The sequence below is a fragment of the Sagittula sp. S175 genome (assembly GCF_049800975.1).
Taxonomy (GTDB): Bacteria; Pseudomonadota; Alphaproteobacteria; order Rhodobacterales; family Rhodobacteraceae; genus Sagittula.
Genome location: NZ_JBNAGB010000031.1, coordinates 15384 through 39232 on the forward strand (window position 1 = coordinate 15384; position 23849 = coordinate 39232).

The 23849-nt window shown below is 58.9% G+C and carries 23 protein-coding genes and 3 pseudogenes; 7 read left to right on the top strand and 19 right to left on the bottom strand.

Features of this window, described 5'->3' with window-relative positions; genetic code table 11:
• Window positions 1–355: 355 nt before the first annotated feature.
• Entirely contained in the window at window positions 356–1342 is a 987-nt protein-coding gene (locus ACP16H_RS23945) for a tyrosine-type recombinase/integrase (RefSeq protein ID WP_425074723.1), read from the bottom strand.
• Window positions 1343–1621: 279 nt separating this feature from the next.
• Between ACP16H_RS23945 and ACP16H_RS23950 the strand changes: the two genes are divergently transcribed.
• From ACP16H_RS23950 to ACP16H_RS23970, 5 genes are all read left to right on the top strand, one after another.
• Window positions 1622–2506 carry a DUF1403 family protein gene (locus tag ACP16H_RS23950; protein ID WP_425074705.1) on the top strand — a complete coding sequence of 295 codons (885 nt, stop codon included), beginning with the start codon at window positions 1622–1624 and terminating at the stop codon, window positions 2504–2506.
• A 3-nt stretch (window positions 2507–2509) separates the two neighbouring features.
• On the top strand, window positions 2510–3106 hold the full coding sequence (gene scpB, locus ACP16H_RS23955) for an SMC-Scp complex subunit ScpB (protein ID WP_425074706.1): 597 nt from the start codon (window positions 2510–2512) through the stop codon (window positions 3104–3106).
• 415 nt (window positions 3107–3521) lie between these two features.
• Window positions 3522–5156, top strand: coding sequence for a Mu transposase C-terminal domain-containing protein (locus ACP16H_RS23960; RefSeq protein WP_425074707.1), 1635 nt, complete (start codon window positions 3522–3524; stop codon window positions 5154–5156).
• Complete coding sequence (locus tag ACP16H_RS23965; RefSeq protein WP_425074708.1) at window positions 5116–6039, top strand: TniB family NTP-binding protein; 924 nt, start codon at window positions 5116–5118, stop codon at window positions 6037–6039. The genes ACP16H_RS23960 and ACP16H_RS23965 overlap by 41 nt, the downstream gene beginning before the upstream one ends.
• Window positions 6036–6827, top strand: coding sequence for a TniQ family protein (locus ACP16H_RS23970; protein ID WP_425074709.1), 792 nt, complete (start codon window positions 6036–6038; stop codon window positions 6825–6827). The genes ACP16H_RS23965 and ACP16H_RS23970 overlap by 4 nt, the downstream gene beginning before the upstream one ends.
• 54 nt (window positions 6828–6881) lie before the next feature.
• Here ACP16H_RS23970 and ACP16H_RS23975 read toward each other — a convergent pair.
• The 4 genes and pseudogenes from ACP16H_RS23975 to ACP16H_RS23990 form a co-directional block, all read right to left on the bottom strand.
• A pseudogene (locus ACP16H_RS23975) lies at window positions 6882–8099 on the bottom strand (ISKra4 family transposase); the annotation flags it as partial.
• Window positions 8100–8112: 13 nt separating this feature from the next.
• Window positions 8113–8460, bottom strand: a complete 348-nt coding sequence (locus ACP16H_RS23980) for an Ohr family peroxiredoxin (RefSeq protein ID WP_425074710.1) — start codon at window positions 8458–8460, stop codon at window positions 8113–8115.
• Window positions 8461–8515: 55 nt separating this feature from the next.
• On the bottom strand, window positions 8516–9103 hold the full coding sequence (locus ACP16H_RS23985; protein WP_025054149.1) for a TetR/AcrR family transcriptional regulator: 588 nt from the start codon (window positions 9101–9103) through the stop codon (window positions 8516–8518).
• Between the two features lie 186 nt (window positions 9104–9289).
• On the bottom strand, window positions 9290–9619 hold the full coding sequence (locus tag ACP16H_RS23990; protein ID WP_025054148.1) for an ArsR/SmtB family transcription factor: 330 nt from the start codon (window positions 9617–9619) through the stop codon (window positions 9290–9292).
• A 102-nt stretch (window positions 9620–9721) separates the two neighbouring features.
• On the opposite strand from ACP16H_RS23990, the gene ACP16H_RS23995 reads away from it, so the two are divergent.
• A complete protein-coding gene (locus tag ACP16H_RS23995; RefSeq protein ID WP_425074724.1) occupies window positions 9722–10903 on the top strand; it encodes an MFS transporter in 1182 nt (393 codons plus the stop codon).
• A 53-nt stretch (window positions 10904–10956) separates the two neighbouring features.
• On the opposite strand, the gene ACP16H_RS24000 is transcribed toward ACP16H_RS23995, so the two are convergent.
• Both ACP16H_RS24000 and ACP16H_RS24005 read right to left on the bottom strand, forming a co-directional pair.
• Window positions 10957–11244, bottom strand: a complete 288-nt coding sequence (locus ACP16H_RS24000; RefSeq protein WP_425074711.1) for a hypothetical protein — start codon at window positions 11242–11244, stop codon at window positions 10957–10959.
• A 226-nt stretch (window positions 11245–11470) separates the two neighbouring features.
• The gene (locus tag ACP16H_RS24005) at window positions 11471–12667 is read right to left on the bottom strand and encodes a hypothetical protein (protein ID WP_425074712.1); all 1197 of its coding nucleotides are present in this window, start codon (window positions 12665–12667) and stop codon (window positions 11471–11473) included.
• Window positions 12668–12696: 29 nt separating this feature from the next.
• Between ACP16H_RS24005 and ACP16H_RS24010 the strand changes: the two genes are divergently transcribed.
• Window positions 12697–14052, top strand: coding sequence for an IS1380 family transposase (locus ACP16H_RS24010; protein WP_425074713.1), 1356 nt, complete (start codon window positions 12697–12699; stop codon window positions 14050–14052).
• A gap of 382 nt (window positions 14053–14434) precedes the next feature.
• Here the strand turns inward: ACP16H_RS24010 and ACP16H_RS24015 are convergent, their stop codons facing one another.
• The 12 genes and pseudogenes from ACP16H_RS24015 to ACP16H_RS24070 form a co-directional block, all read right to left on the bottom strand.
• Entirely contained in the window at window positions 14435–15982 is a 1548-nt protein-coding gene (locus tag ACP16H_RS24015; protein WP_425074714.1) for an SLC13 family permease, read from the bottom strand.
• Between the two features lie 504 nt (window positions 15983–16486).
• Window positions 16487–17845 carry an ISKra4 family transposase gene (locus tag ACP16H_RS24020; protein ID WP_425074715.1) on the bottom strand — a complete coding sequence of 453 codons (1359 nt, stop codon included), beginning with the start codon at window positions 17843–17845 and terminating at the stop codon, window positions 16487–16489.
• Between the two features lie 92 nt (window positions 17846–17937).
• A pseudogene (locus tag ACP16H_RS24025) lies at window positions 17938–18324 on the bottom strand (IS110 family transposase); the annotation flags it as partial.
• A 73-nt stretch (window positions 18325–18397) separates the two neighbouring features.
• Window positions 18398–18739 (bottom strand): annotated as a pseudogene (locus ACP16H_RS24030) (transposase); the annotation flags it as partial.
• Between the two features lie 408 nt (window positions 18740–19147).
• Complete coding sequence (locus ACP16H_RS24035; protein WP_425074716.1) at window positions 19148–19897, bottom strand: AAA family ATPase; 750 nt, start codon at window positions 19895–19897, stop codon at window positions 19148–19150.
• Window positions 19898–20021: 124 nt separating this feature from the next.
• Entirely contained in the window at window positions 20022–20405 is a 384-nt protein-coding gene (locus tag ACP16H_RS24040) for a hypothetical protein (RefSeq protein ID WP_425074717.1), read from the bottom strand.
• A complete protein-coding gene (locus ACP16H_RS24045) occupies window positions 20402–20620 on the bottom strand; it encodes a DUF3955 domain-containing protein (protein ID WP_425074718.1) in 219 nt (72 codons plus the stop codon). Before ACP16H_RS24045 ends, ACP16H_RS24040 begins: the two co-directional genes overlap by 4 nt.
• Window positions 20621–20696: 76 nt before the next feature.
• Window positions 20697–21218, bottom strand: coding sequence for a hypothetical protein (locus ACP16H_RS24050; RefSeq protein ID WP_425074719.1), 522 nt, complete (start codon window positions 21216–21218; stop codon window positions 20697–20699).
• Window positions 21218–21988, bottom strand: a complete 771-nt coding sequence (locus ACP16H_RS24055; protein WP_425074720.1) for a hypothetical protein — start codon at window positions 21986–21988, stop codon at window positions 21218–21220. The genes ACP16H_RS24050 and ACP16H_RS24055 overlap by 1 nt, the downstream gene beginning before the upstream one ends.
• A gap of 44 nt (window positions 21989–22032) precedes the next feature.
• Window positions 22033–22548: a DUF805 domain-containing protein gene (locus ACP16H_RS24060; RefSeq protein WP_425074721.1), complete on the bottom strand. Its 516-nt coding sequence runs from the start codon at window positions 22546–22548 to the stop codon at window positions 22033–22035.
• Window positions 22549–22632: 84 nt separating this feature from the next.
• On the bottom strand, window positions 22633–22881 hold the full coding sequence (locus ACP16H_RS24065) for an integrase core domain-containing protein (protein ID WP_425074725.1): 249 nt from the start codon (window positions 22879–22881) through the stop codon (window positions 22633–22635).
• Window positions 22878–23849: IS256 family transposase (locus ACP16H_RS24070; protein ID WP_425074722.1), on the bottom strand; the 972-nt coding region annotated here is incomplete at its 5' end. The genes ACP16H_RS24065 and ACP16H_RS24070, both read right to left, overlap by 4 nt.

Consider the following 23849-nt stretch of genomic DNA (forward strand, 5'->3'; position numbering starts at 1 on the left):
CGAATGCAACCGCTCTCTCTGTGGTGCTGCTCATCAAAAACCCCTTGGATTCCATACGCTGAGCGCGATCAGAGAAATCTCGCAGACCACCGAGCGCGCGTGCTATATAAGGTATGCAGGCGCACTCTGACAAAACACTTGGGTAAAATGCAAAAGTGCCGTATTTTGCACATATGAAGCCTCAAGTTTCCACGCAGTATGATATTTTTGACGACCCTCTAGTGGATGCGGAGGGGCTCGAAGAGGCGTCTGATTGTCGCGTTTAGTTCCCGATTTCAATTGAAGCAGTAAGCTGAAACGTGAAGCGCTGGAATTTCACCTTAGCGCTTCACCAACGCGTCAAGTTTTCTGAGCTTCACAGCCCTGCCGCTTTGGTCAGGTTCACCCGGAACCTGTCGCGCCTGCGCTGGTAGCGCCGGGTCATCTCGGCCGAGGCATGGCCGAGCTGCTTCTGTACATAGCGCTCATCAACCTCTGCCGACGAGGCGAGCCCGGCACGTAAGGAATGGCCGGAGAACATTGCCAAGCGTTTGGCTTCCGGCAGATCGGATCTGATGCCACTTTTCAGAACGGTCGCCTTGATCAGCCGGGCGACGTGCTTGTCGGAAAGTCGTGTCTCAAGGGCGCGCTTGCCGTCCCGCGACGTACGCACGAAAACCGGCCCGAAGTCGATCCTTGCGAAGTACAGCCATTGCTCAAGTGCGTGGACAGGACAGGTCCGGTCGCTTGAGCCACGCCCGACCTCGACCTCACGCCACCCGGTCTTGGCGTTTAGCGTCAGCAGAGCGCCGCCTTCGAAGATCTCGATCCAACCGCCGGAGTCCGCAGTATCGTCTTTATGCACATCAAGGCAGACCACCTCCGACCGGCGCAGGCCGCCTGCATAGCCCAAAAGCAAGATCGCCCGGTCTCGGAGCCCGCGGAGATCGTAGGGCAAGGTGGCCACCATGGCTTGGATGTCCTCAGGCAGGATCGCTTCCTTCTGAACCGGCGGGCGCGCATGCTTGCGTTTGATCCCGGCCAAAACGGTGGCGATGTGCCGGTCCTTGCGATCAAGAGCAAACCCGCGCTGCCTGTAGTTCCAAGCAAGCCCCGAGAGACGACGCTCAATCGTGGAGACCGAAAGGGCAGGGGCCTTCCCGGCTGGCGCAGCCAGATCAGCCACATATAGTCCAACCATCTCGGACGAGGGAGGCAGAGGTTCCGTGCCTTTCAGCCGGCACCAGCGGGTGAAGTGTTTCCAGTCAGCCGCGTAGGCCTTGTTCGTGTTCCCAGCCGTCGAGGCCTCGGCGTAGTCGCGGGCGGTGTCGATCAACCGGTCGAGCGAGCCGGAGCCGGCCATATGGGCGGGCAGAGCGATTGAGGCTCCGTCCCGAGAGGTTCTCTCGTCGCGCTCGTCACTGTTCGGCGCGTCATCGGACGCTGAACGCGAAATCTCGTCCTCTGAGGCGCCGGAGCCCTCGATTTTGGTACTGTTATTTGTGAGACTGCCCATGTTTTCGAGCATATCATTTTTAAGTCCGATAACACAAGGTTATTGGACACAACAGGTTTGCACATAGAGAGGCGGTTACTGTAGAATTTTCTGGTTCAAAGCGCCGCGCCGATATAGCCTTCAGTAATGACATTTGCCCGACCGGATCACTCCATCGACACAGACACTCTACCCCGGATGCCCGCATGGATCACCTCGGCACGTCCTGAAGCCTTTGAAGATGTGGCGTTTTTGTCGGGCGCGGCGCTGAACCACCTGCATCTTGTGTTGGGACGCGAAGAGGTCCCCAAAGCCTTGTTGCGGGATCGGCTGGCGCTGCGAGCGGCCGAGGCATGTGTCGGGTTTTCTGGTCGTCTGGAAAGAGCCCCAGAGCTGCGCGACGCGATTCATCTTCTGCGCCCTGGCGATCTACCTGGCCCGGCAGGGGAGACATATCTTTCTTGGCGTCGCGCCGCTGAACGACCGGTGTCGGTCAAGGCTCTGGGCCGAGCCTTGCCGGCCTTCGAGCCGGGCCAGATCGCGACGTGGCTCGATGCGGGGGAGGGGGCGCCGGTCAAACGAGCAGCACTGGTGCTGGATGCTGTCCTGACGGAGGCACCCCGTGCCGAAGTCCCGGCGTTGATCCTCGCGGACTCCGCCCTCGCCCAGGCGCTTGGTTGGGATCATGTCGTGCCGCTGCTGGCCGCGGGTTTGAAACGCACAGACCTGCGCAAGCGGGGTGACGATTTGCGCCTGGCCTGTCATCGCGCGCTCATCTCATCGACCCGCGAGGCGGTGCGTCTCGCCGCAGACCTCGCGCGGCGGACGGCGCATCTCAAAGCGGTCGCACCAAAGCTTCGGGCAAAGGGGGCAGGCGACGCCGTCGACATGTTCCTGACCCGCGATGCGGTGGCACCCGGTGCCCTGCCCTTGCCGGACCGCGCCGCGCGGCGTCTCTGCGACCGGCTGGTTGACCTCGGGGCGGTGCGCGAACTGACTGGCCGCGACACCTTCCGGCTCTACGGAGTCTAAGCGATGGTCAAGGATGGACTCGACACCGAGCTTGACCGCGAACTATCCGACCTGCCGCCGGAGTTGCGCTGGCGCGAATGGATGCGCCGGATCGAGGCGGTGCTGTTTGCCTCTGCCTCGCCTGTACCGCGCGAGGATCTGGCGCGCATAGTGGGGCAGGGGACTTCGGTTGATCTGCTGGTCGAGGATCTGGCCGCCGATCTGGAGGGGCGGGCGTTCGAGATTGCCATGGTCGCAGGGGGGTGGATGTTCCGGACGCGGCCCGCTTACGCGCCTGCGATCCGCGCCGCAGCGGATGTCGGGGACCAGTTGCTGGACCTGAACGAGTTCGACGTCGCGATTTTAGCGGCCATCGCCTACCACCAGCCGATCACCCGCGATGCGCTCAAGGACATCTTCGGCAAAGAGATCAGCCGGGACCTGATCGGGCGGCTGCATGCATACGGTCTGATTGGAACTGGGCCGCGCGCGCCGCGTCGTGGTGCCCCCTATACCTTCGTGACCACAGACGCGTTCCTCGCAGCTTTCGGGCTGGAGAGCTTGCGCGACCTGCCAGACGCTGAACAGCTGAATGACGCTGGGTTGGCGGCACGCGTCTGAAACCCGCCTCGGACCCTCAAAGCGCTTGCCGCGTCTGATGGAGCCGCGCGGTCGCTTCAACGAGATCCGCCAAATTCGGGCCAGCGGTGGTAGAGCAAGGCCCAGCTTTGGGCCGAGGCAGGACGGCATCGCTGAATGATGTGACCAGTCCGCCCCAAGCTGGCGCAACCTGAGCGACGCGTTTCCAATAGATAATCGCGGAACTTCTTCTCTTTTCGAACGGCGTCGACCGCCCTTCCGCCAATTGCTGAAACAGCTGATAGCGATCCTGTCGCGTAGCCCAGAATTGTGAGATGAGAAGTCCAACGAAATCAACGGCTATCCTTTGCCCTTAAATATGCGATTTTGCCTTTAATTCCGATATTCTTGCCCTTAAACCTGAGACAGGGTTCACAGACTTGTGCGGCAAATATCGATGGAAAATGATGGCGAAGACTCGGTTACCGTTGGTGCCGAAGAGGCGCGTAGGGCTGCGGTGCTGCGCCCGCTTGTTCGGGCATATCTAAAAGGCACTGGCAGTCTGGAAAGCGGCATCAATGATGCCGTTTGGGAACTCGGCGTCAGCAGGGCGACGGTCTGGCGTTGGATAAAGCGGCTGGCTGAAGACGGTGGGCGCACGAGCGCTCTGGCACCGCGGAAACGGGGCCGCCCGACTGGTACAACTTTGATATCCGGCAAAGTTGAGGCGGTGATCGAAGAGCATCTTCGCCGATATTTCTTGCGCCGGGAGCGTTCGAGCCTCTCGCGCGTCGTGACCGAGATCCGCAGCGCGTGCTGGCAGCAGGGCTTGCAACCGCCGACACGGCGGACGGTTCAGCGTCGTCTGGATGCAATGGATGCCCGCGAAGTTGCAAAGGCACGAGAGGGGGCAAAGGCCGCCCGCCAAAAATTTGCGGCCGTCACAGGCGAGAACAAGGCCAGTCAGCCACTGGAGGTCGTGCAAATCGACCATACACCTGCCGACATCATTCTCGTTGACAGTTTTGAGCGCCAACCAATTGGCCGACCGTGGGTCACGCTGGCGATCGACGTCGCAACGCGGTTGGTAACGGGATATTACACCTCTCTCGAGGCACCTTCGCGTCTGTCAGTGGCGCTTTGCCTGACACAGGCGGTAGCCCCCAAGGTGGAATTTCTGGCGGAATTGGCGTGCAATATTCCTTGGCCCGCACAAGGCAAACCGCAGAGCATCCATGTCGACAATGGCCGCGATTTCCGGTCGCGGGCCTTTCGGTCGGCATGTGCGGAATGGGGGATCGATCTGATCTATCGGCCGCCGGGAAGTCCTCACTTCGGGGGTCACATCGAGCGGTTGATCGGGACGATGATGGGGGCCGTTCACCTGTTGCCGGGAACAACGCAAGCCTCAATCGCGGCCAAGGGCGACTATGACACCGAAGGCCAGGCCACGATGACCCTGAGCGAATTCGATCATTGGTTTGCTCTCGAAATCTGCCGTTACAACAACAGCATTCATTCAAGCATTGGCTGTACGCCCGTTGCCAAATGGGAAGCGTTCTCAGAGCAAATGACGGGCGACATCCCCTTCGAGATGGAAGCCTTTCAGGTGAGCTTCCTGCCCAGCGAACTGCGCAAAGTCAGGCGTGACGGCATCCATCTGTTCCAGATACGGTACTGGTCCGATGCCCTTGCAGGCCACATTGGGCGCGGCGATGGAAAGGTGGTTGTTCGCTACGATCCTCGCGATATCTCAATGATCTGGGTTGAACTGGAAGATGGCCGATATGTTGAGGCGCGGTACAGAAACCTTGAAATTCCGCCTGTGTCCCTCTGGGAATATCGCGAAGCCATGAGGAAGGCCCGTGCCCTTGGCAAGTCCGGGTCCAATGAGCTGGTCTTGGCTGAGCTGATCCGACAGCAACGCCAGATTGAGACTGAAAGCCGGGGCCTGACGAAGGCCGAACGCCGATCCCGTGAAAGAAAAGGGACATTGGAGGGCGCCAACTCGGCTGTCTCGACAACCGAAGGGCTGCGCCCGATCGACACGGGTGATACATCGCGCCCATTGTTCAAGGTGGAGAGATGGTGAATTGAGGGCAAGGACAACCGAGGAAGACGGTCGGATCGCCCTCATTCAATCGGATATCTGGATCGGCTTTCCGCGGGCCGAACAGGTGTTGGACCGCTTGCAGGGTCTGATCGAAGCGCCACGGCAAACCCGTATGCCTGGGCTTCTTGTGCATGGTGCCTCCGGGATCGGCAAGACGATGATCGCCCGAAACCTGTCGCGCAAATACGCACCAGAATACGATCCGGCGTCAGGCATCACCCGCACACCGCTGCTGCTGTTGCAAGCGCCGCCCGCACCAGACGAACGGCGGTTCTACCTGCACATCTTGGCCGCCGTCGGCGCCCCGGCGACGGCACTGAGCGCCCGCGCTCAAAATGTGGCTTCCCTCGAAGTCCGCGTCATCGCGCTCCTGCGCGACCTTGGCCTTCGGATGATCATGATCGACGAGGTCCACAACCTCTTGGCCGGGACCCACCGCGAACAGCGCCGCTTTCTCAATGTTCTGCGGTATCTTAGCAATGAACTCGAGGTGTCGCTGGTCTGCCTCGGGGTCAGCGAGGCCGTTGATGCCATCCGTGGTGATATCCAGCTTGCCAGGCGGCTGGACGAACATCACCTGCCAAACTGGCGCGACGATGCCGAGTTCTCGGACATGATCCAGACACTCATCGCGGCAATGCCCCTCGAGAAGAAATCCAATCTGAAGGTCAAGGCACTCAAGCAGATACTTGCGCTGACCGGTGGGGTGACCTCGCGCATCTTCGCCCTGATCAAGGATCTTTCCATCGACGCCATTGTCACAGGTGATGAATGCATTACTGATGACGCGATCGCAAAATGGACGCCGGTTTGGTCGCGCCATGCGAACGCCTATCGGCGACTCGAGAAGTCCGGGGTGTGAAGCCGCACCCGCTGCCGAAAACTGTCGCGCCGCTGCCAGACGAGTTGTTGTCAGGTTGGTTATCTCGGCTGGCGGCGGCCAACTACTGCGATGACGCGGAACTGTTGGCTCATATCAAAATTGATACCGCGCATGGCACCGCCTTGGACTTCAGTGTCGACGCGGCCACGGCGGAGAGGATTGCCAACGCCGCACGAGTCGACCCAGATGTTGTGCGATCGTTGACCTTTCCGGCAATGACCCCACGAGAAGCCTCGCTGACGGCTCAGATGCCATTCCAGCATTGCGTGCAATGCTCCAGAGAGGGTCTTTCGCTCAGGCATTGGAGGCGGGCCTGGGCATTTGACTGCCAAGTTTGCGGGACGAGACTTGTGCAGACCCTTGGCAAACCCCGTGAGGAACAAATATCCGGAAAACTGATATTCCGAGCGCGCCGCGGGGCAGGGATGCTTGAGTACGCCGCGCGATCGCGCGGCCCCAAGCAACTTCGGCGCGCAATGCGAGCAGTCACCTTTGCCATGTCACTCAAAACCTTCCGCGGGGATCCGTCGTTCGCTGTCCAGAACCCGAGATCGGAAGTTAGGCTGTTCTGCCTCGCCGCAATCGCCGCCGCTCGATCTCATCCCTTGGCTAAGGCAGCCATCGTCAGCAAAAGCATCGACGACTATGCAAGGGTTGCTCTCTTGCGCGCCTTCGAGAAGGAGCCTCGATTGCTTGCCGCGGTTGATCACATCGCGCAAAGGCGCGCGAAAAGCGCCGGCCCCATGACAGCCTCATCTCACAATTAAGGGCAAAAATTGCCGCCAAACGCGTCCCGTCTCAGATTAAAGGGCAACGCGACAGCAGCCCTCAGCCCGGGATGAAGAGATCGGAAGCCCCGCACGGTGCCGCCGACCATAGTCGGTCAGATTGTCCATGTTGTTCGCAAGGTAGGAATAGAGATCCCGGCACCGGGCTTGCACCCGTCGGACGGCTTCAATTGCCACGCGGTCATCTGTACCCAGCCGGGCGCAATCGACCATCAACCATTGCAGATTGGTCGTGGCAGTCAGGACTTTTCCATGCCACAGGTACCATCGCAGCGCTTCGGCCGGACGTTTGAACAGCACTGGAATACCGGAGAAGCCCCTGGCCTGCAGCAGGCCCTTCACCGCGTTCTCGATGTGCTGAATACGCATCGAAATGTGCCACCAATCGAGGATGTGGCGGACCTTTCCACCGACTGCGCCGCGCACGAGGTTTGGCAGGGCGGGTTCCCCGTCCGAGATCACCGTGACGGTTTTTCCGCGATCCCAACCGAGAGCCCTCAAGTCCTGGCGAAGCTGGCTGGCAGGTGACAGCACCGCCTGTTGAACAAGGCCGAAGCGGCGGCACTTGTCGTGGCTTTCGATCTTGCCCACCACAACATCGAGGTGTCGTTTCTGGTATTCCGGTCTGCATCGGATATGCGCGCCGTCCAAGAAAACCGTCAACGCAGGCGGTTCTTCGACGGCCGCCGCAACCACCGGCTCAGTTTGCTCGATGGCGTCGATGTTCCTTGCGACTTTGCCAAGACGGTTGCGCACCGATGTATTCACCTGCTTCGCGCAAGGCACAAAGGTTTCCAAGATTCGTGCCGCTTCCCGGAAAGAATATCGTGCCCCGAGTTCAGCCTGAAGGCGTTGCAGTTCCGGGGTCGAGCGGTCCGGAAAAAAGCGAGCGAGCGGCGAAAGCGGTCCGCCTAAGACAACATCGGATTTAGCATTGCAGGCGCAACAGCGAATGCGCGGCGCTTTGACCTTGAACCTGCCGAAAAGTGTGTCGAGCACCCGCGACCGATAATCATGTATGGCGCGGACCTTGTCGCAGTCAGGACAGATCCTGCTGGCTGCGGAAATTTCCTCAATCTGGTCGCGCAGGATCGCATTCTGCAATTGCCGCAGGATGATCTTCGCATCTTCGAGCAACAACCCGAACCCCTCAGGCTGCGTCCGCCGAAACGGGCGGGATAGATAGCCGACACGATGCCGCTTTGTGGTTCCGTTCTCAAATGTTGTCTCGACAATAATCCGCACTTCCATGGCAGTTCCCCTCTTAATGAACCACCAGCATACACAGACACCCCCAGGTTTTGCCCACTCCCCCCGGCAGATGTGCGGTAATGTCGAGATCAAGTCCGTATCCGCCCTCGGGGCGTTGGCCGATGCCCACCTCAACCGACGTTGATGCCACTTTGGCATCCAGTTTGAGTTGTTTTGCGGTCATTTCCATCGCGCTATCAAAACAGGCCGCATAGCCAAGCGCGAACAACTGCTCGGGGTTCACCCCCGCCTCGCGGCTGTCCGGGCGGACCATCTGGACTGAAAAGCTGCCGTCGTTGAGCGCGGCGGTGCCCGAGCGTCCTCCGGTTGCCGTTGCAGTGGTTGTGTAGAAGATTTTCATGAGCTTCCTTTCGCGAATAGACTGGTCGTCTATCGATGTGTCAAAATTTTTAGGGTTATGGTCCTGGAACGAGCACCTTTGTGGCATTCATAGCGGAATTGAGCGGGGCTTCACTGTGCGAGAGGCTCGCGACGAGGCTAGCTCCAAGCCACATGTGGTAGATCATTTCTGCCGTGGAGCGGGGGTCTTCAAGCGCGGCGATCGTGCCATCGTTCGTTCCCTGTTCAAGGGTCTCCGTCAGGCGCGCGACGATTTCGGACACACTTTTCTGCAAGATATTGCTCATGTTCTCCGAGAGGTCAGCAACCTCTGCGGACAGTTTGACGACCAAGCACCGGTCTTCGAGGTTGGGGCTGATCTGTTTTTTCCGCCACTCTTCGAAATAGGTCAGAAACCGAGACCGTGAATCCATGTCCGGATGCGCAAGCGACGCGTTCAGGCGTGTGCCATACTCCGTCATAAAATCATTCAACAGCGCACAGCCATAAGCTTCCTTGGAGGCGAAATAGTGATAGAACGACCCCTTCGGAACGCCGGCCTCTTTCAAGAGCGCACTCAGGCCGACACCTGTGTAGCCCTGCTTGGCTGTCAGGCGGCGTCCTGTGGTCAATATCTGTGAGCGGGTGTCGTTTTTCTGTTCCATGATCCCAGATATAGTCTCATTAGACCGGTCGTCTATGGGTGGCGTAGCTTTTTCTAATCACAGGGCTGTGAGCGGCGCTGTGAAACGGAGCGGGAAAGGCGCTAGCCAGCATGCACACCAGTTAGCAGCTTTGACATCCAGCCCAGAAAAACAAGCAATGCATACGCAAATCGATGCGGCACGCCCTTAGTTTGCGTTCAGCACTGCTTCCAGCAAACCAGGAAAGCGACGGTCAAGCGCATCTCTTCGCAGCGAAAGCAGGCGACCCCGCCCCTTGGGGATATTCCGGATCACACCTGCTTCGCGCAACACTTTGAACAGGTGCGACTTGGTGGATTTCGCCACTTCCGGATCCATTAAATTGCAGTTTGCCATTTCGACCGGGCCGTCGCGGAGCTGACGCACGATGTCCAACCGGCCCGGATCGCTGAGTGCGAACAAGACTTGCGTCAGTTGCAGCTCCTGTTCCTGCGGGTGCGCAAGATCGGGGCTGACAGTGTCGGGTAAGATACTCATGGTTCGAATATACTTGAACCTTCCGCAGGAAGAAACTAGAGAAAGGTTCGATAAACTTCGAACCCTTATGAAGGACTGCATTCCAAAATGACTACGATTGTGATGTCACCCAAGGCTAGAGAGCGCGCTGGTTTCGCAATCGTGCTTACTGGAAGCGCTCTGATGATGGCGAGCGCGAGCGCGCCGTCCCCCTTTTATCCGCTACTGCAGCAGCAACTTGGTTTTTCGTCTTTGGTCGTGTCGGAGATATTCGCAATTTACGCAATTGCCCTTCTTGCGACACTGTTAGTGGCCGGATCAATCTCGGATCATGTCGGGCGGCGCCCTATTCTGTCGATAGGGTTCGTGCTACTCGCTGTTTCCGCCGCCGGATTCGAGCTGTCAGGTTCTGTGCCTGCGTTGTTGTTGGCTCGTGTAGTACAGGGCGTAGCATGCGGCCTTCTTTTGTCTACGCTGTCGGCTGCGATTACGGATCTTGAACCCCCTGAATTCAAGGGCATCGCGGCGATCTGTAATTCAGTCATCCCCCTCGTCGGGCTGGCCCTGGGGGCCTTGGTATCCGGCTTCGCGATGGAGCACCTTACCGAGCCAAAATTTGATATATTCACTGGGATTGCAATGGCCAGCCTGGTGTTGGCGCTGGCCACATGGGGCTTGCCCGAAACATCGCCACGGCATGAAGGCTTGTTGCAGGCGCTGAAGCCTCGCGTTGGCCTCCCGATCGAAGTCAGGGGCACGTTCTGGCGTGGCGCTCCGGCGCTATTCGCGGGCTGGGCCACAGGGGGGCTGTATCTGTCGCTTGGCGCACTCATCATCTCACAGGTTTTTGGTATTCAAAATGTGATTGTCCAGGGCTTCGTGGTCGCATTGCTGGCCGGGGTTGGTGCGCTGGCTTGTTTCATTGCACGCAACTACTCTGCTCGTGAGGTCACGTTGTTTGGCGCCGCAGCGCTATCAATGGGAACCTTTGCCACTTTGATTGGCATTCATTACGAAAATCTAGTGCTCTACCTTATTGCGCTCGCCGTTGTGGGGGCGGGTTTCGGCACCTGCTTTTACGGTTTCATCCGCTCGATTATTCCACTGGTACCGGAGGATGTCAGAGGAGAAACTTTCGCTGCGCTATTCTGTATCAGTTACTTGGCATTCGGCTTGCCAGTGGTAATTGCCGGACTTTTGGTGCCGGTATTCGGGCTGAAAGTCGTTGTGATCTGTTACGGCAGTCTGATCGCCTCTCTGGCCTCTCTCGCAGGGCTGATGCGCAAATTTGGTCGAACCGACTAAGGACCCAATCTAGCCTCAACACATTGGCTGCATTACCGAATGCAGCGGGTGATTCAGGCTCTAGACGCGTTAAATGTCCCGGAAGCAAATAGACCGAATTTGACCGTCCCAGACATGGTGTCGCCGTCGCGCGCTCCCAAAAACTTCAACTTCATCGGCATCGGAAGCTCAATCTTTGTGGACCACGCAATGGCTGCTGCGCTAATTTCCAACTCTTGCATTGGACCTTTGCCATTTTTGCCAGCCATCTCTCCAACCGGAACACCACCGTCATTCCCCAATTTCAGTGTCGCATCAAATTCTCCCGTTGGCGCTTTGATAGTAATATTCCAGTATTCCATTAACGAGTTCCTTGCAGGTGTTGCAGAGAGTTGCGTATTATTGTCAAAATGATCTGCGTCTTTCCCAAGAATCTCAATCTCTTTTTCTAGGCGCCTCTGAATGGTGCAAGGAACCTAGTGAGGCATGCCATCGGAACTGGCCAGAGAACAAATACTGGCGATAGCCTTGAGGCACATTATTTGAGCCCGTCGCGCGGCAAAGCTTGTGCGACGGGCTCCCCAGTCGTTATCCAGCAGCGTATTGTGTCGCTTGCCCCGCCACCACGAACCATGTGACCAGCAGCGCGTTTGCGAAGGCGCCGGGCAAATAGCTTGCGGTTCTTTGGTAGAGGAACGTGCTAATGATCGCCGCGGTTAGCAGCAGTGGCACAAACTGAAACATGACGATGGTGTTCAGTGGCTCGGATGGTGTCAGCAGTATGCCGTTGGAAAACAACGCGGCGTATTGCATGATCAAGAACACCAGAAACCCACCCATCAGCGCCAGCGCATTCAAGGTGTAGGTTGCGCGCAGGCTTTGCCCCGCAACAGACAGCCCCCCATGCAAAGCGCGCATTGCCAGAACGAAGTAGATCGTAAAGGGCACGAGATAGACCAGCGCTGTCACAAATCGTTCAGCGGTCAGCAATTTGACACCAACGAACCAGAAGCGAAAATCAACCTTGAGGAAGAAATCGACAATCACAGCCGAAAGGTAGGCCACAAATACCGCCACCCCCGCAAGCACCAGCGACCGGGCGGCTTTGATTGGGAAGGCGACTGGCTGCGTGCGGATCACGAGCCCGACAAGCCCTGCGACGGCACCGTTGATGACGGCCCAAAACGCAACCTGTGACGTGATGGTCTGAGGGAGTAATGCCGAGGCGGGAAACAACGATTCAGCAAGGGTGAAAAGCGGATAATAGTTCGCCACCGGGAACAGCGCGCTGAACAGAAATATTCCCCACCACTTTGGACCGCGCGTCGTATGCGCCGCAGCCACGGGTGTGGCTTGCAGGTCGCGCAACCAGGGCAGGGACAGTAGCCCGTTCAACGTGCCCATGATCAGCACTACGAAGCCTACCAAGCCGATTAATGTGGCAAATTCCTTGTAAAACCAGATTTGGTTGTCGGCAGGCAGCGGGCGGGCGCCGTCCAGCGTTTGCGCAAACCAATCCACCGAATGGCCGATAGCCGCCCGCGACAGGTGATCACCGGGGTGTGTGACAGGTGGTTGCCACAGGATGCGCGCGTTGCCTGCTGCTATGTCGCCATAAATTCTGCCTTCTTCTACGGGCGTTTCAGAACTGAAAAACGCCATCAATTTTGGGCTTTGTTCTACATCATCGGCCTTATCCACGCCCCACATGAGGCTTGAACCCGCATTCCCCAAGTAATCCGCTGATTTCGCTGTCGTGACCATGGTATTTTCGATATAAATCATGGTGTTGAAGGCTGCGAGGGGCGCGTTCTATGGATCACCCAGAGGGTGCGAGTTTGCAGCGGGCAGATCGGGTAGATTTCGATCCTCGCGTGCGGCTGGAATTTCGAGGTGCGCGGATCAGTTCCGACGGTGGCCTTCTGGTGATGCGCGAGTTGGATGACGCGCTCGGGCTTTCCGATCTGGTTTCAGCGGCGCTGTGCGACAACCGCCGTGGCAAGAACACCATCCACCGGCTTGACGGCTTGTTCCGGCAATCGGTGTTCGGGCGGCTGGCTGGATACGAGGATGTCAACGATGCCAATCGGCTGGCCCTCGATCCGGTCATGCGTCAGGTTGTCGGCGGCAGAGCTGTCGATGCACAAGCAGCTTCGGCTTCCCAGATGGGGCGGTTTGAGACCGAGACGCTGGCCTCGCCTGCGAACCGGGCGGCGCTGGCTGATCTGAACGGGCAATGGATCGACCGGTTCCATGACCGCAGCGGGCTGAAGTTCATCGTGCTGGACATGGACAGCTCGGTCAGCCCCACCCATGGCGATCAGGAAGGGGCCGCCTGGAACGGGCATTTTGACTGCACCTGCTACCACCCGAACTTCTTGTTCAACCAGTTCGGCATGCTGGAACGCTGCGCCCTGCGCAATGGCAACGTCCATAGCGCTGACGGCTGGCGGGATGTCCTCGACCCTGTCATCGCCCGTTATGCTGGCCGCGACCTTGGGGGCCGCTTCTTCCGGGCCGACGCCGCCTATGCGATCCCGGCACTCTATGAACGACTGGAAGAGACAGGCTATTTCTACGCCATCCGGATGAAGAAGAACGCCGTTATCGAAGGCTGCATCGCCCATCGGCTGACCCGGCCCGTGGGGCGGCCTTCAAAGACCAAAGTGAAGCGGTTCTACGAGGACTTCCAGTATCAGGCCGCATCCTGGGACAGGCCGCGCCGGGTCATTGCCAAGATCGAATGGCATCCGGGCGAGCTGTTTCCCCGCGTGGGTTTCATCGTTACCAACCTGCCGATGGAGCCGGACTGGGTGATGGGCTTCTATAACCAGCGCGGCACTGCCGAGCAGCACATCAAAGAGGGCAAATACGCCTTCCACTGGACCCGGCTGTCATGCCGTCGGTTCCACGACAACGAGGTCCGGCTGCAATTGCACGCGCTGGCCTACAACCTGGCCACCTTCTTGCGCTGCATCGAACTACCCGAGGAAATGGCTCACTGGTCGCTGACCAGCCTACAGCTGAAGCTGATCAAGATCGGAGCCCGCGTCGTCCGCCACGCCCGCGCCATCACCTTCCAGTTGGCCGAGGTGGCCGTCACCGGCCCGATGGTGCGCGCCATCCTCGCCGCCATCCGTCGATTGCGAGCGCCACCGCTATGCGCATGACCGCGATCCGGACCCAAACTGAACGAAAGCGGCAGGACAGGTTCGTCCGCCGCGCTGAAAACCGACGCTACCGGGCAAGGACGCGGCGGGTTCAGGGGCCCATCCACCCAGCTGCAAGCGTTTGCGCGACCGCAGACACCGTTCAGGACGAAAAACGCTTGTTCAACTGGCAAAATCAGGCGATCTTCACGACAGACGGTAGGCCACTTGGGGAATGTCGGTTTATGTATGCGCTAATAGTTTTCGGTTGGGGTTTGGCTGGCGACCTCCTGTGGCGCAAGATAAGCAATCGTAGCTAGAGTATTGGCTCATGAAGCTATTTTATAAAAATGCGGTTCTGTTCGCACAGCGGTCGCATCTGGTATCTGACAAACCCCGTCCGTCAGAATGTGAGACCGAACACCAAGCGACCGATCAGGGCGAACGCGCCAAACGTAACAGCTATTGCGACGATATTGAGCAGGAAGCCTGCGCGAACCATGTCCGCGAGCTTCATCCGTTCGTAGGAAAAAACAATCGCGTTGGGCGGCGTCGCGACGGGCATCATGAAGGCCATGGATGCACCGAGCGCCACTGGAATTGTGAGTATTCGCGGATCCAGACTGAGACCGACCGCAACCGCACCCAAGATGGGTAGGAAGGTGGCGGTCGAGGCGGTGTTCGAAGTGATTTCGGTCAAATAGACTATGGCAATGGTCATGATCAGAACCAGAAGCAGGGTACTGATCTTGATGCCGCCAACCGCTTTGCCGATCCATTCTGCGAGGCCGGAAGACGCGAAACCACCGGCAAGGGCCAATCCGCCTCCGAACAGCAACAGCACGCCCCAGGGCACGTTGCGCGCCGCTTCCCAATCGAGCGCGAATTCCCCGCGCGCAGCCGAGATCGGAACCGCAAAAAGGATCATTGCCGCGAGCAACGCGATAATCGTGTCGTCAATCGGCAGGCCGGTAAAATCTGCGATCAGCGACCGGAAAATCCAGCTGAACGCCGCGGCCAGGAACACCGCACCCACCAGTTTCTCGCCACGGCTCATGGCTCCAAGCGCTGATAATTCGCGTTCGACCACACCGCGCGGGTCGTCGATTGCGATTTTATGCGATGGAAACAGCAACCGCGTAAGAAGGAACCAGGTGATGGGCAGCATCACCACAACGACGGGCACACCGAACAACATCCAGCGGAAAAACGAGATCTCGATCTGATAGGTGCTTTCAAGGAAACTCGCCAGGAGCGCGTTGGGCGGTGTCCCGATCAACGTCCCCACGCCGCCGATGGAGGCCGCGTATGCGATCGCCAGCATCAGAGCCACGCCAAAGTTACGCACCATCTCGTCGTCGTCGGTCTTCCGGCTTACGAAGTCGATCACCGACAGGCCGACAGCGTACATCATTACGGTCGTGGCCGTGTTGGAGATCCACATCGACAGGAATGCGGTTGCAATCATGAAACCCAGGATGATGCGGGCGGGCGATGCCCCGATACTGGCTACGATCCGCAGGGCGATACGCCGGTGCAGCCCAACCCGTTGCATGCCTGCCGCAAGCAGGAAGCCCCCCAGGAAGAGATAGATGAGGGGGTTTGCGTAATTGGCGGCCGTCGGCTTGATCTCGGCGATGCCAAGAAGCGGCATAAGGATAATCGGCAGGAGCGCGGTTGCCGGAATCGGCAACGCTTCGGTCAGCCACCAGACCACCATCCAGGCAGTCATTGCCACCAGCCGCCAAGCCTCCAGCGGCATCGATTCAGGCGCTGGCAGAACGAGGATCAGAAGCGCGAGGACCGGTCCGCCAATAAGACCACCCAACCTGATACCTGTGACGGGAACATTAGAGGCTGGTTCTCGATCAGCGTAGTCCGGATCTCGGCGGTCGCCCGGTGCGAGGTAATCTTCGTCACGCGCGTTCGGAGTAGGTTTTTCCTGTGCCATGTCACCGTCACTCATCCAATGTTCAGACGTATCCCCTTCAATATATGCAACCTTAGATCGTATATTGAAGGGTGGCCAAGCAATACACGTCTTCCCCAACGTTAACAATGCGCGTTTGCAACGGTGTGAGCATGTCGCAGCATCAGCTGCTTGGGTCGCTTAAAGGGCCTTCTTCCGGTGGGTCTGACGCCCGTAACTTTGGGCCGGACAGGCAGGTCGGGCGGGATGGTCGGTCTTTTGGAACTGTCTTTAGTGGTCGCTGCGCGGATATATGCGATCTTGGGATGCGGTGGCGGAAGCCGGCAAAAAGCCATCCGGTCCAGTTGACCGAATGGCTGCATGTCGTGTTGACTGGATTAGGCTGCTGCGGTTGCTTCGATTTCAAATAACAGCCCCGGTATCGCCAGACGGGTTACGCCGAGCAACGTCATAGGCGGCGCATTTCGGTTGAAAATTCGTTGTCGCGTAGCCCAGAATTGTGAGGGAGTGGGCAAAACTTGGGGGTCAGGCTGCGGCCCTGTGATATGTGCTGGTCAACCTTCCATCGAGAACAGCGGCCCGCACGATGGCAACGTGATGGGCGCCTTTGGGTGACCATCTCATGCGTCGGCGTTTTCCCATGCGTGTGTTGCCGATGTCATCCACGCAACTTTCTGCGCGGGACGAGGAGATCGGCAGACCATTGCGATATCGCCGCCCATAGTCGGTGAGGCTATCCATATTGTTTGCCAGATAGGTGTAGAGTTCCCGGCAGCGCGCTTGTACACGCGTAGCCGCGTCGCGCACTTCGGGGTCATCTTTGCAAAGCCGCTCGCAATCGGTCATCAGCCACTGAAGGCTCGTAGTGCCCACTCGAACCTTACCATGCCAAAGATACCATCGTAATCGCTCTGCGGGGCGTTCGAACAACACAGGTATGCCAGAGAAACTCTTGGTCTGCAGTAGCCCCCTTACGGCGTTCTCGACATGTTTGACCCGCATCGAGATGTGCCACCAATCGAGGATATGGCGAACTGGCCCGCCGACGGCGTAGCGCACGAGATTGGGCAATGCCGGTTCTCCATCCGAAATCACGGTAACTGGGCTCTCGCCGTCCCAGCCAGTGTCTTGAAGGTCTTGCCGTACTTGCCTGGATGGAGATTGAGCCGCTTGCTGTACAAGCCCGAAACGACGGGACATTTGCGCGCTCTCGATCTTACCCACCACAACATCAAGGTGCCGCTTCTGGTATTCCGGCCTACATCGAATATGTGCACCGTCCAGAAAGACCGTCATCGGAGTTGCGTTCTTTTCTGCTGACGAGACAACCAGTTCCGCATACTCGCTATCGCCGATTTCCTTGGCGATCTTGCCGAGACGATTGCGTACCGAAGTATTCGCCTGCTTGGCGCAAGGCAGAAGTATCTCCATGATACGCGCAGCTTCTCGAAACGAATGCCGCGCCCCAAGCTCGGCTTGAAGGCGCTGTAATTCAGGTGTTGATCGGTCCGGGAAGAATCGGGCCAGCGGCGACAGTGGTCCACCCAGGGTGACCTCCGACTTGGCGTTGCAGGCGCAGCGGCGAATGCGTGGCACCTTGACACGGAACCGACCGAACAATGTGTCCAGAACCCTCGATCGATAGTCATGGATGGTTCTGACCTTGTTGCAGTCAGGACAGACCCTGCTCGCCTCAGAGACCTCCTCGATCTGGTCAAGGAGGATCGCTTGCTGTAATTGCCAAAGCACGGATTTCGCATCTTCGAGCAGCAGTCCGAAGCCCTCGGGCTGAGTACTTCGAAATGGCCGAGACAGGCGTCCCAGACGCCGCGTCTTCGTGGTTCCGTTCTCAAAAGTTGTCTCGACGATGATCCGCACATCCATGGCAATTCCTCTGCTGTGAAATCACCATCATAGACAAATACCCCCAGGTTTTGCCCACTCCCCGTCCCGTCTCAGATTAAAGGGCAACGCGACACCAGGCGCTCTCGCGCACGGTGCAGCGCCTGAAGATCGAGCTGTTCTTCCGATTTGATCGCAACGAAGGACATCGTTGGCCGCGTCGCGGCTTCGGCAATGGCTTCCGCATCCCGGTCGTCGTTCTTGTGAACCTTCACATAGGGGCGGACATAGAGCGGCGACATCAACCGAGGTTCATGCCCCTTCTGAAGGCAGAAGCGTCCGATGTGATGCGCCCCGCCGCAGGCTTCCATTGCAACCACGCAGGGCGGCAGCGTGGCAAGAAAGTCCAGCAGCCGATGCCGCTGGAGCCGTTTGCGAAACACGACCGCTCCCGCTTCATCCAGTCCGGCAAGACTGCAAACGGTCTTGCCCAAATCAATGCCCAGAACCTTGATGTCCATCAGATGCTCCTCTCTCCACCTATGCCTGCCACGATAGCAGCGTTTGGTGGGAAGGCAGTTCATCCCATTAGCTCAGTTCCTCGACCGATTTGGCCTTGCGCAGGTAGCGCGGCAGGATGCTGGGCGTGAAGGAGATCCTCTCCGCTCCCGGCTTGCGATCCCGCACCCGCGGCACCTTCACGGCGGCCGGACCGATCCCGGTCAGGATTTCGCGCTCCGGCAAATGTCCGTGCCGCACCAGCCTGGCCCGGCCGTCATCGAGCCTTTCCTCAGCGAACGCGGCGAGGAGCGTTGCCAGCTCGGCCTCAACCGCTTGTTCGATAAGCTTGCGCGCACCCTCCCGGATGAGGTCCGTCAGCGGATCCGGCGAAAACCCCGATGGATCGGGCAGCGTGCTGATGGTAGTCTCCGACATGTGGCATATCCCTTTCTCGGCTGAGAATTGACGGCGTCTGAACACCGCCATGATATGCCGCCCCTCAGGGCATCACCAACTTTCGCGCGTTACTCTGCGGGGTCGCCGATGGCTCCGATCAAGAGCAATGCCAAATATGTCCAACGAGCCATACTTTTCCTCTGTTTCATGTGGCCGGGCGATATCGCTTGCACGAACAATAGTCAGGATCCGAGTTGAACTCTACCTACCGCTGACGTTGCCCTCGCCATACAGGTGCACGCGTTCGGAATGCGCATACTGGCGAGATCGCCCGTGAGGTGCGAGTTCATTCGTGACGCACCGAAGATCAACTCAACCTCATGGCAGCTGTCCAAGCAAGGTTTGTTGAACGGCGGCACCGTGCCCAATGGAAAGGCGTTCTGTTTTTCAATCGAACGGCCCGTGCGTGCCGTTGCCGGATATTTCTTCCCGAGATGCCTCGATCTCCTGAAGGGCGTCGGTGACAAACTCTGTCGGCGACGCGGTGAAGGCCCTGAAGAGTTTGAAGTGCTGGGTTTCCTCCAATGCCGTTTCAGCGATACCGTGCCGCGTGATTTCTAGCAATCGGGCGTTCGGCAGGGCCATGAGGATCGGAGAATGGGTGGCAATGATGACCTGCGAGATCGCACTCTTCTGAATGCGGTCGAGAATTGTCAGCAGCTCCAGTTGCCGCTTCGGGGAGAGTGCACTTTCAGGTTCGTCAAGGAAGTAGATGCCCTGCCGCGACATGCGTTCCTCGAAGAACCTGACGAAGCCCTCGCCATGACTCCATGACAGAAAGTCCGGAGGCGCATTGCCACTGTCTAGGGCGGCTACATCGAGGTACCGGGCCACAGAGAAGAAGGTTTCCGCCTTGAAGAACCAGCCATTTGTCACCTTGGGCAGCCAGCTCGCCCGAAGCGCTTCGGCCAGCTCCGCGCCGCTTGTGTCCACGGCGCGTTCGTGATCGACCGGGCGATAGCCCTTGCCGCCTCCGGCCTCGTCATAGCCACTGAGCGCCGCGACGGCCTCCACAAGGGTGGATTTCCCGGTGCCGTTTTCGCCGATCAGAATGGTCACAGGGGTCGTGAACCTCAACTCGAACGCTTTGCGATCCAGCCAGGGAAGGTCATAGGGGTAGCCCGATTTGCGCGCCATGATGTCGTCTCGCAGGACGATGCGTTGAAGAAATGGCGCTGGCAGCCTGGTGTTTGATCTGCGGCGGCTCATCTATGGCCAATGCTGCTACAAGACGGTCGGGGACGGCGAAGAGGCAACCGGCTCAACGACGCGGCACGGAGTAGAGGGTGTAGCTATTGGTCTGCGTGATCATGGTGGCCGAAGTTTCGGACACCAATGTCACCGCGGCGGCGCTGCCGGTCGAGCATGTGACGAGGTCGGCGGCATCATCGAGGAAGTTCACCGTAAAGGCAGATTCGCCGGTCAGTTTGCAGTCGTCATCGGCTGAACGGTAGCCTCGCACAAAAACCAGCTCCGGATCCGGTTCGCTGATTGCAACACTCGGCGCGGAGTCCGTGCACCCGGCGAGCATGCCGACGCTGAGCAACATGCCGCAAGCGGTCAGAGAGCTTGCGCGCGTGGCTTTGGACGCAAGCGGCACGGAACGAACCGCGAAGGAAACGCTTTGCATGAGTTGGGTCTTCATTTGGAGATCCTCCAGTTCTTGATGAGCCTGGCAACAAGCGCAGCCATCAGCGAAACGCCCCCGGTCAGGATGAAAAGCCAGCCCAGGGCCAGCAGGTGGAAAGGCTCCTGCAGGATGCCGTCCTCGTCGACATATGATCCCTGGGCCGAGTATCCCGCCCATAGCGCAAGGCCCAGGCCCAGCAACACTATAGATATGAGCGTCAGCTTGCTCATATCCGTGCGCTCCGTCCTGCGCCGCGCGGAGGAGTGAAAAACGCATCAGAGCGGTCGATCGGTCTTCCCACGTGGGTCACTCCCATTCCGCGCCCGTCGTGCGCCAATGCTTATCGTCGCTGTCCCATGTGCTGGCCGCCACACATGGCGTCGGGTTGATACCGCCGCATTGCGAGCCGTGAACATCCGCCAGAAGTACCCTGTTCGGCCCAAGACTCGCCAGTCCCCATCCCTGGTTCAACAGGGAATGAAGGACGTCCTCGACGAGAAAATGCGACACGCATCCACCGGTGCCGCAGTACAGAGAAGCTGCCGTTGAGCAGGAGAATCCGCGCTCGTTCAACACCCAGTCGGGGTACAGGTCGCCATCCAGATCGACCCGATCAACGGCCTCCCATTCGAGATTGAAGGCGCCATCGTCGAACTCGGCGCAAGCCTGGCGGGCGGCGTCGACTTTCTCCTGCAGTTGTGCGGGGAGTTCCGAAACATCGGCGGACCACGCCGGCGTGATCAGAGCGAGCCAGGATGCGGCCAAGGCCCCGAGAAATCTCAAGGCTCCGGCTGCGCGCCATTGTGGTTTCACGTCACGCCACTGCATTAGTTGCACTTCTCATACTGGTAGTCCCCATATTCCAGCCAGTCCCTGCTACCGTCACTGAACACGAGCGTTTCCGATCGATCCTCGCCAAGGAGCGCGACGACGAACCCCTTCGGTGCTGCCGCATTGCCAAAGAAACTGTAGGCCGTCATGGCACGCGTAACCTCGCCGTTCACCGTCAGCACTGCATTCCATTCGCCATCCGGGGTGTCGAGGATCACATATTCGATCTGGCGTTTCACGGCACCGCCGCCACAATAGACCGCGCCCTCCGGAGCCTCGTAGCTCGCGGTCTGCTGTGCCCCTCCACCACAGGCAGACCTGAGCGACTTGATAGCCGCGCTCGACCCTGCCAGGTCGAAGATCCCATAGGTGACGTCCTGATCGATCATGGAAAGGTTGACCGAGGCATTTGCCGCCAACTGATCCAGGACGAAACCGTAATCCTGCGCATCATTGAACGAGATCTCGACCGGGTAGTTGTCAACGATCTGAACGCTGGCGTTGTCTTGCCCGACCTGGAAAGCACCAACTTCGGTCGTTCCGTTCTTCATGAAGCGGATGGACAGGCCCTGCTTGGCCGCGATGTCCTCGCTGTCTTCATAGCCTGCAGGCGCGAAACGGATCCGGTCACATTGAAGTTCCAGCGTCGAATTATTGGATTGAATGAACGCGTTCGCGGTTGGGTCTGCTACGAATGTCCACTCAGCCAGGACAGGCGTGGCAACACCGACGGCCAAGGCCAGTCCCAAGGATATCTTGCACTTCATTTGAGTTTCCCCTCCATCATCGACAGGTCAATCTGGCACGTCATTCACGCTGCTGCTGGCCCGTAGGCGTTGGCCCCTTCCTCGGACGGCCGGGTCAGCCACCAGATCATCATGACCGTCAGGACCAATTGCAGCACCCAGACGACGATCATCCCGGTTACTCCGAGGAACGCTGCTGGGCCGCGCAGAACCTCCGGATCGTCTACGCCGCCCTCCAGTACGGAGAAGACCGCAACACCGCTCAGAAGCGCAATCATGGTCGCAAACCCCAGCGCCATTGGTAGAAGAAGGTACCATCCCGGGCGTCCGGTGTCGTGCAGTCGGCGCCATCCAGCAGCAAGCATCGGCAAGAAAACTGCGAGTTGAAATAGGGGGTTAAAGATACTCGTGCCTTCGCCGGTTTCGGGGTTGGTGCCGAAAATCGCCCTGTCGAGGATCGAAAACACGATGTTGCACAAGATGACGAAAAGCACGAACCACCAGTATTCCGAACGTGTCGCCCGCCCTGAAAAGACGACGTATTTAGAGAGGCAGACCTTTATCGATTGCGCAAACCCCATTCCAACCTTCCCTATCTGTGTTTGAAGTGGTCCTATCATTTCGGACAGGTTTGCAGCGTTTCCAAGGTGTATCGGGTTTAGGTTTCATGCTGCTTTTTGCTCTTCCAAGCAAGCCCAATATGCGTCGCCTGGCGTCCGCCGATCAAGCCCGGAATGGGGCCGCTTGGTGTTGTAGAAGGCCATCCAGTCCTTAACGACGCGCCGCGCCTGGAAGCCATCGGTGATTTCCTCAAGGTAGATGGCCTCTTGTTTCAGGCTTCGCCAGAGGCGCTCGATGAAGATGTTGTCGAGGTAACGGTGAGATATGCTCGAAAGTTGGTGACGCTTGATCAGGCGGCAGCTTGAATGTGGCGGACGCCGTCGCGGAACTCAACCCCGCTGATGACCTCTGGCAGGCGGTTCCGGCCGTCGAGCCTCCGCCATTTCTTCTGCGCCGACATCATCAGCCGGAAGGCCATGGCGAGCCCGGTCTTTCGGCTCAGGCAGCCCTTGGTTCGCCGGGTGCGGTGCCGGACGGTGGCGAAGGTGCTCTCGATCGGATTTGACGTCCGGATATGTTTCCAGTGCTCGGCCGGATAGTCGTAGAGGGTCAGCAGCGCGTCCCGGTCCTTGACCAGCTTGGCCACCGCCTTGTCCCATTTCACACCGTAGGTTTCGACGAAGAAGTTGAAGGCGACGTTGGCTTCGGCCTTTGTCCCGGCCTGCCAGATGTCGTGCAGGTGTCCTTTGGCCCTGGCCTGCGCCGATTTCGGCAGCGCGTTCAGCACGTTCATGGTCTTGTGCAGCCAGCACCGCTGCTCCTGCGTCGTGGGGAAGACTTCGCGCAGGGCCGTCCAGAAGCCGAGGGCACCGTCGCCGATCGCGAGCTTGGGATCCTGCGTGAGGCCGCGCCGCTTGAGATCGAGCAGCACCTCGCGCCAGCTCTGGGTGCTCTCGCGGAAGCCGTCGGTCATGGCCAGCAGTTCCTTCCGGCCGTATTCATCCGCCCCGACGATGACCAGAACGCATTGCTTTTCCTCGGCCATGCGCGGCTTGAAGTAGACACCGTCGGCCCAGATGTAGAGGAACCGCCGGGTTCCGAGGTCGCGCTTCTCCCAAGCCTCGTATTCGGACCACCAGTTGGCTTTCAGGCGGGTGACGGTCTTGGCCGACAGGCCCTTGGCGTCCGGCCCCAGAAGGGCGGCCAGCGCCTCGCCGAAATCGCCGGTGGAGACCCCCTTGAGGTAGAGCCAGGGCAGCAGTTCCTCGACCGATTTGGCCTTGCGCAGGTAGCGCGGCAGGATGCTGGGCGTGAAGGAGAT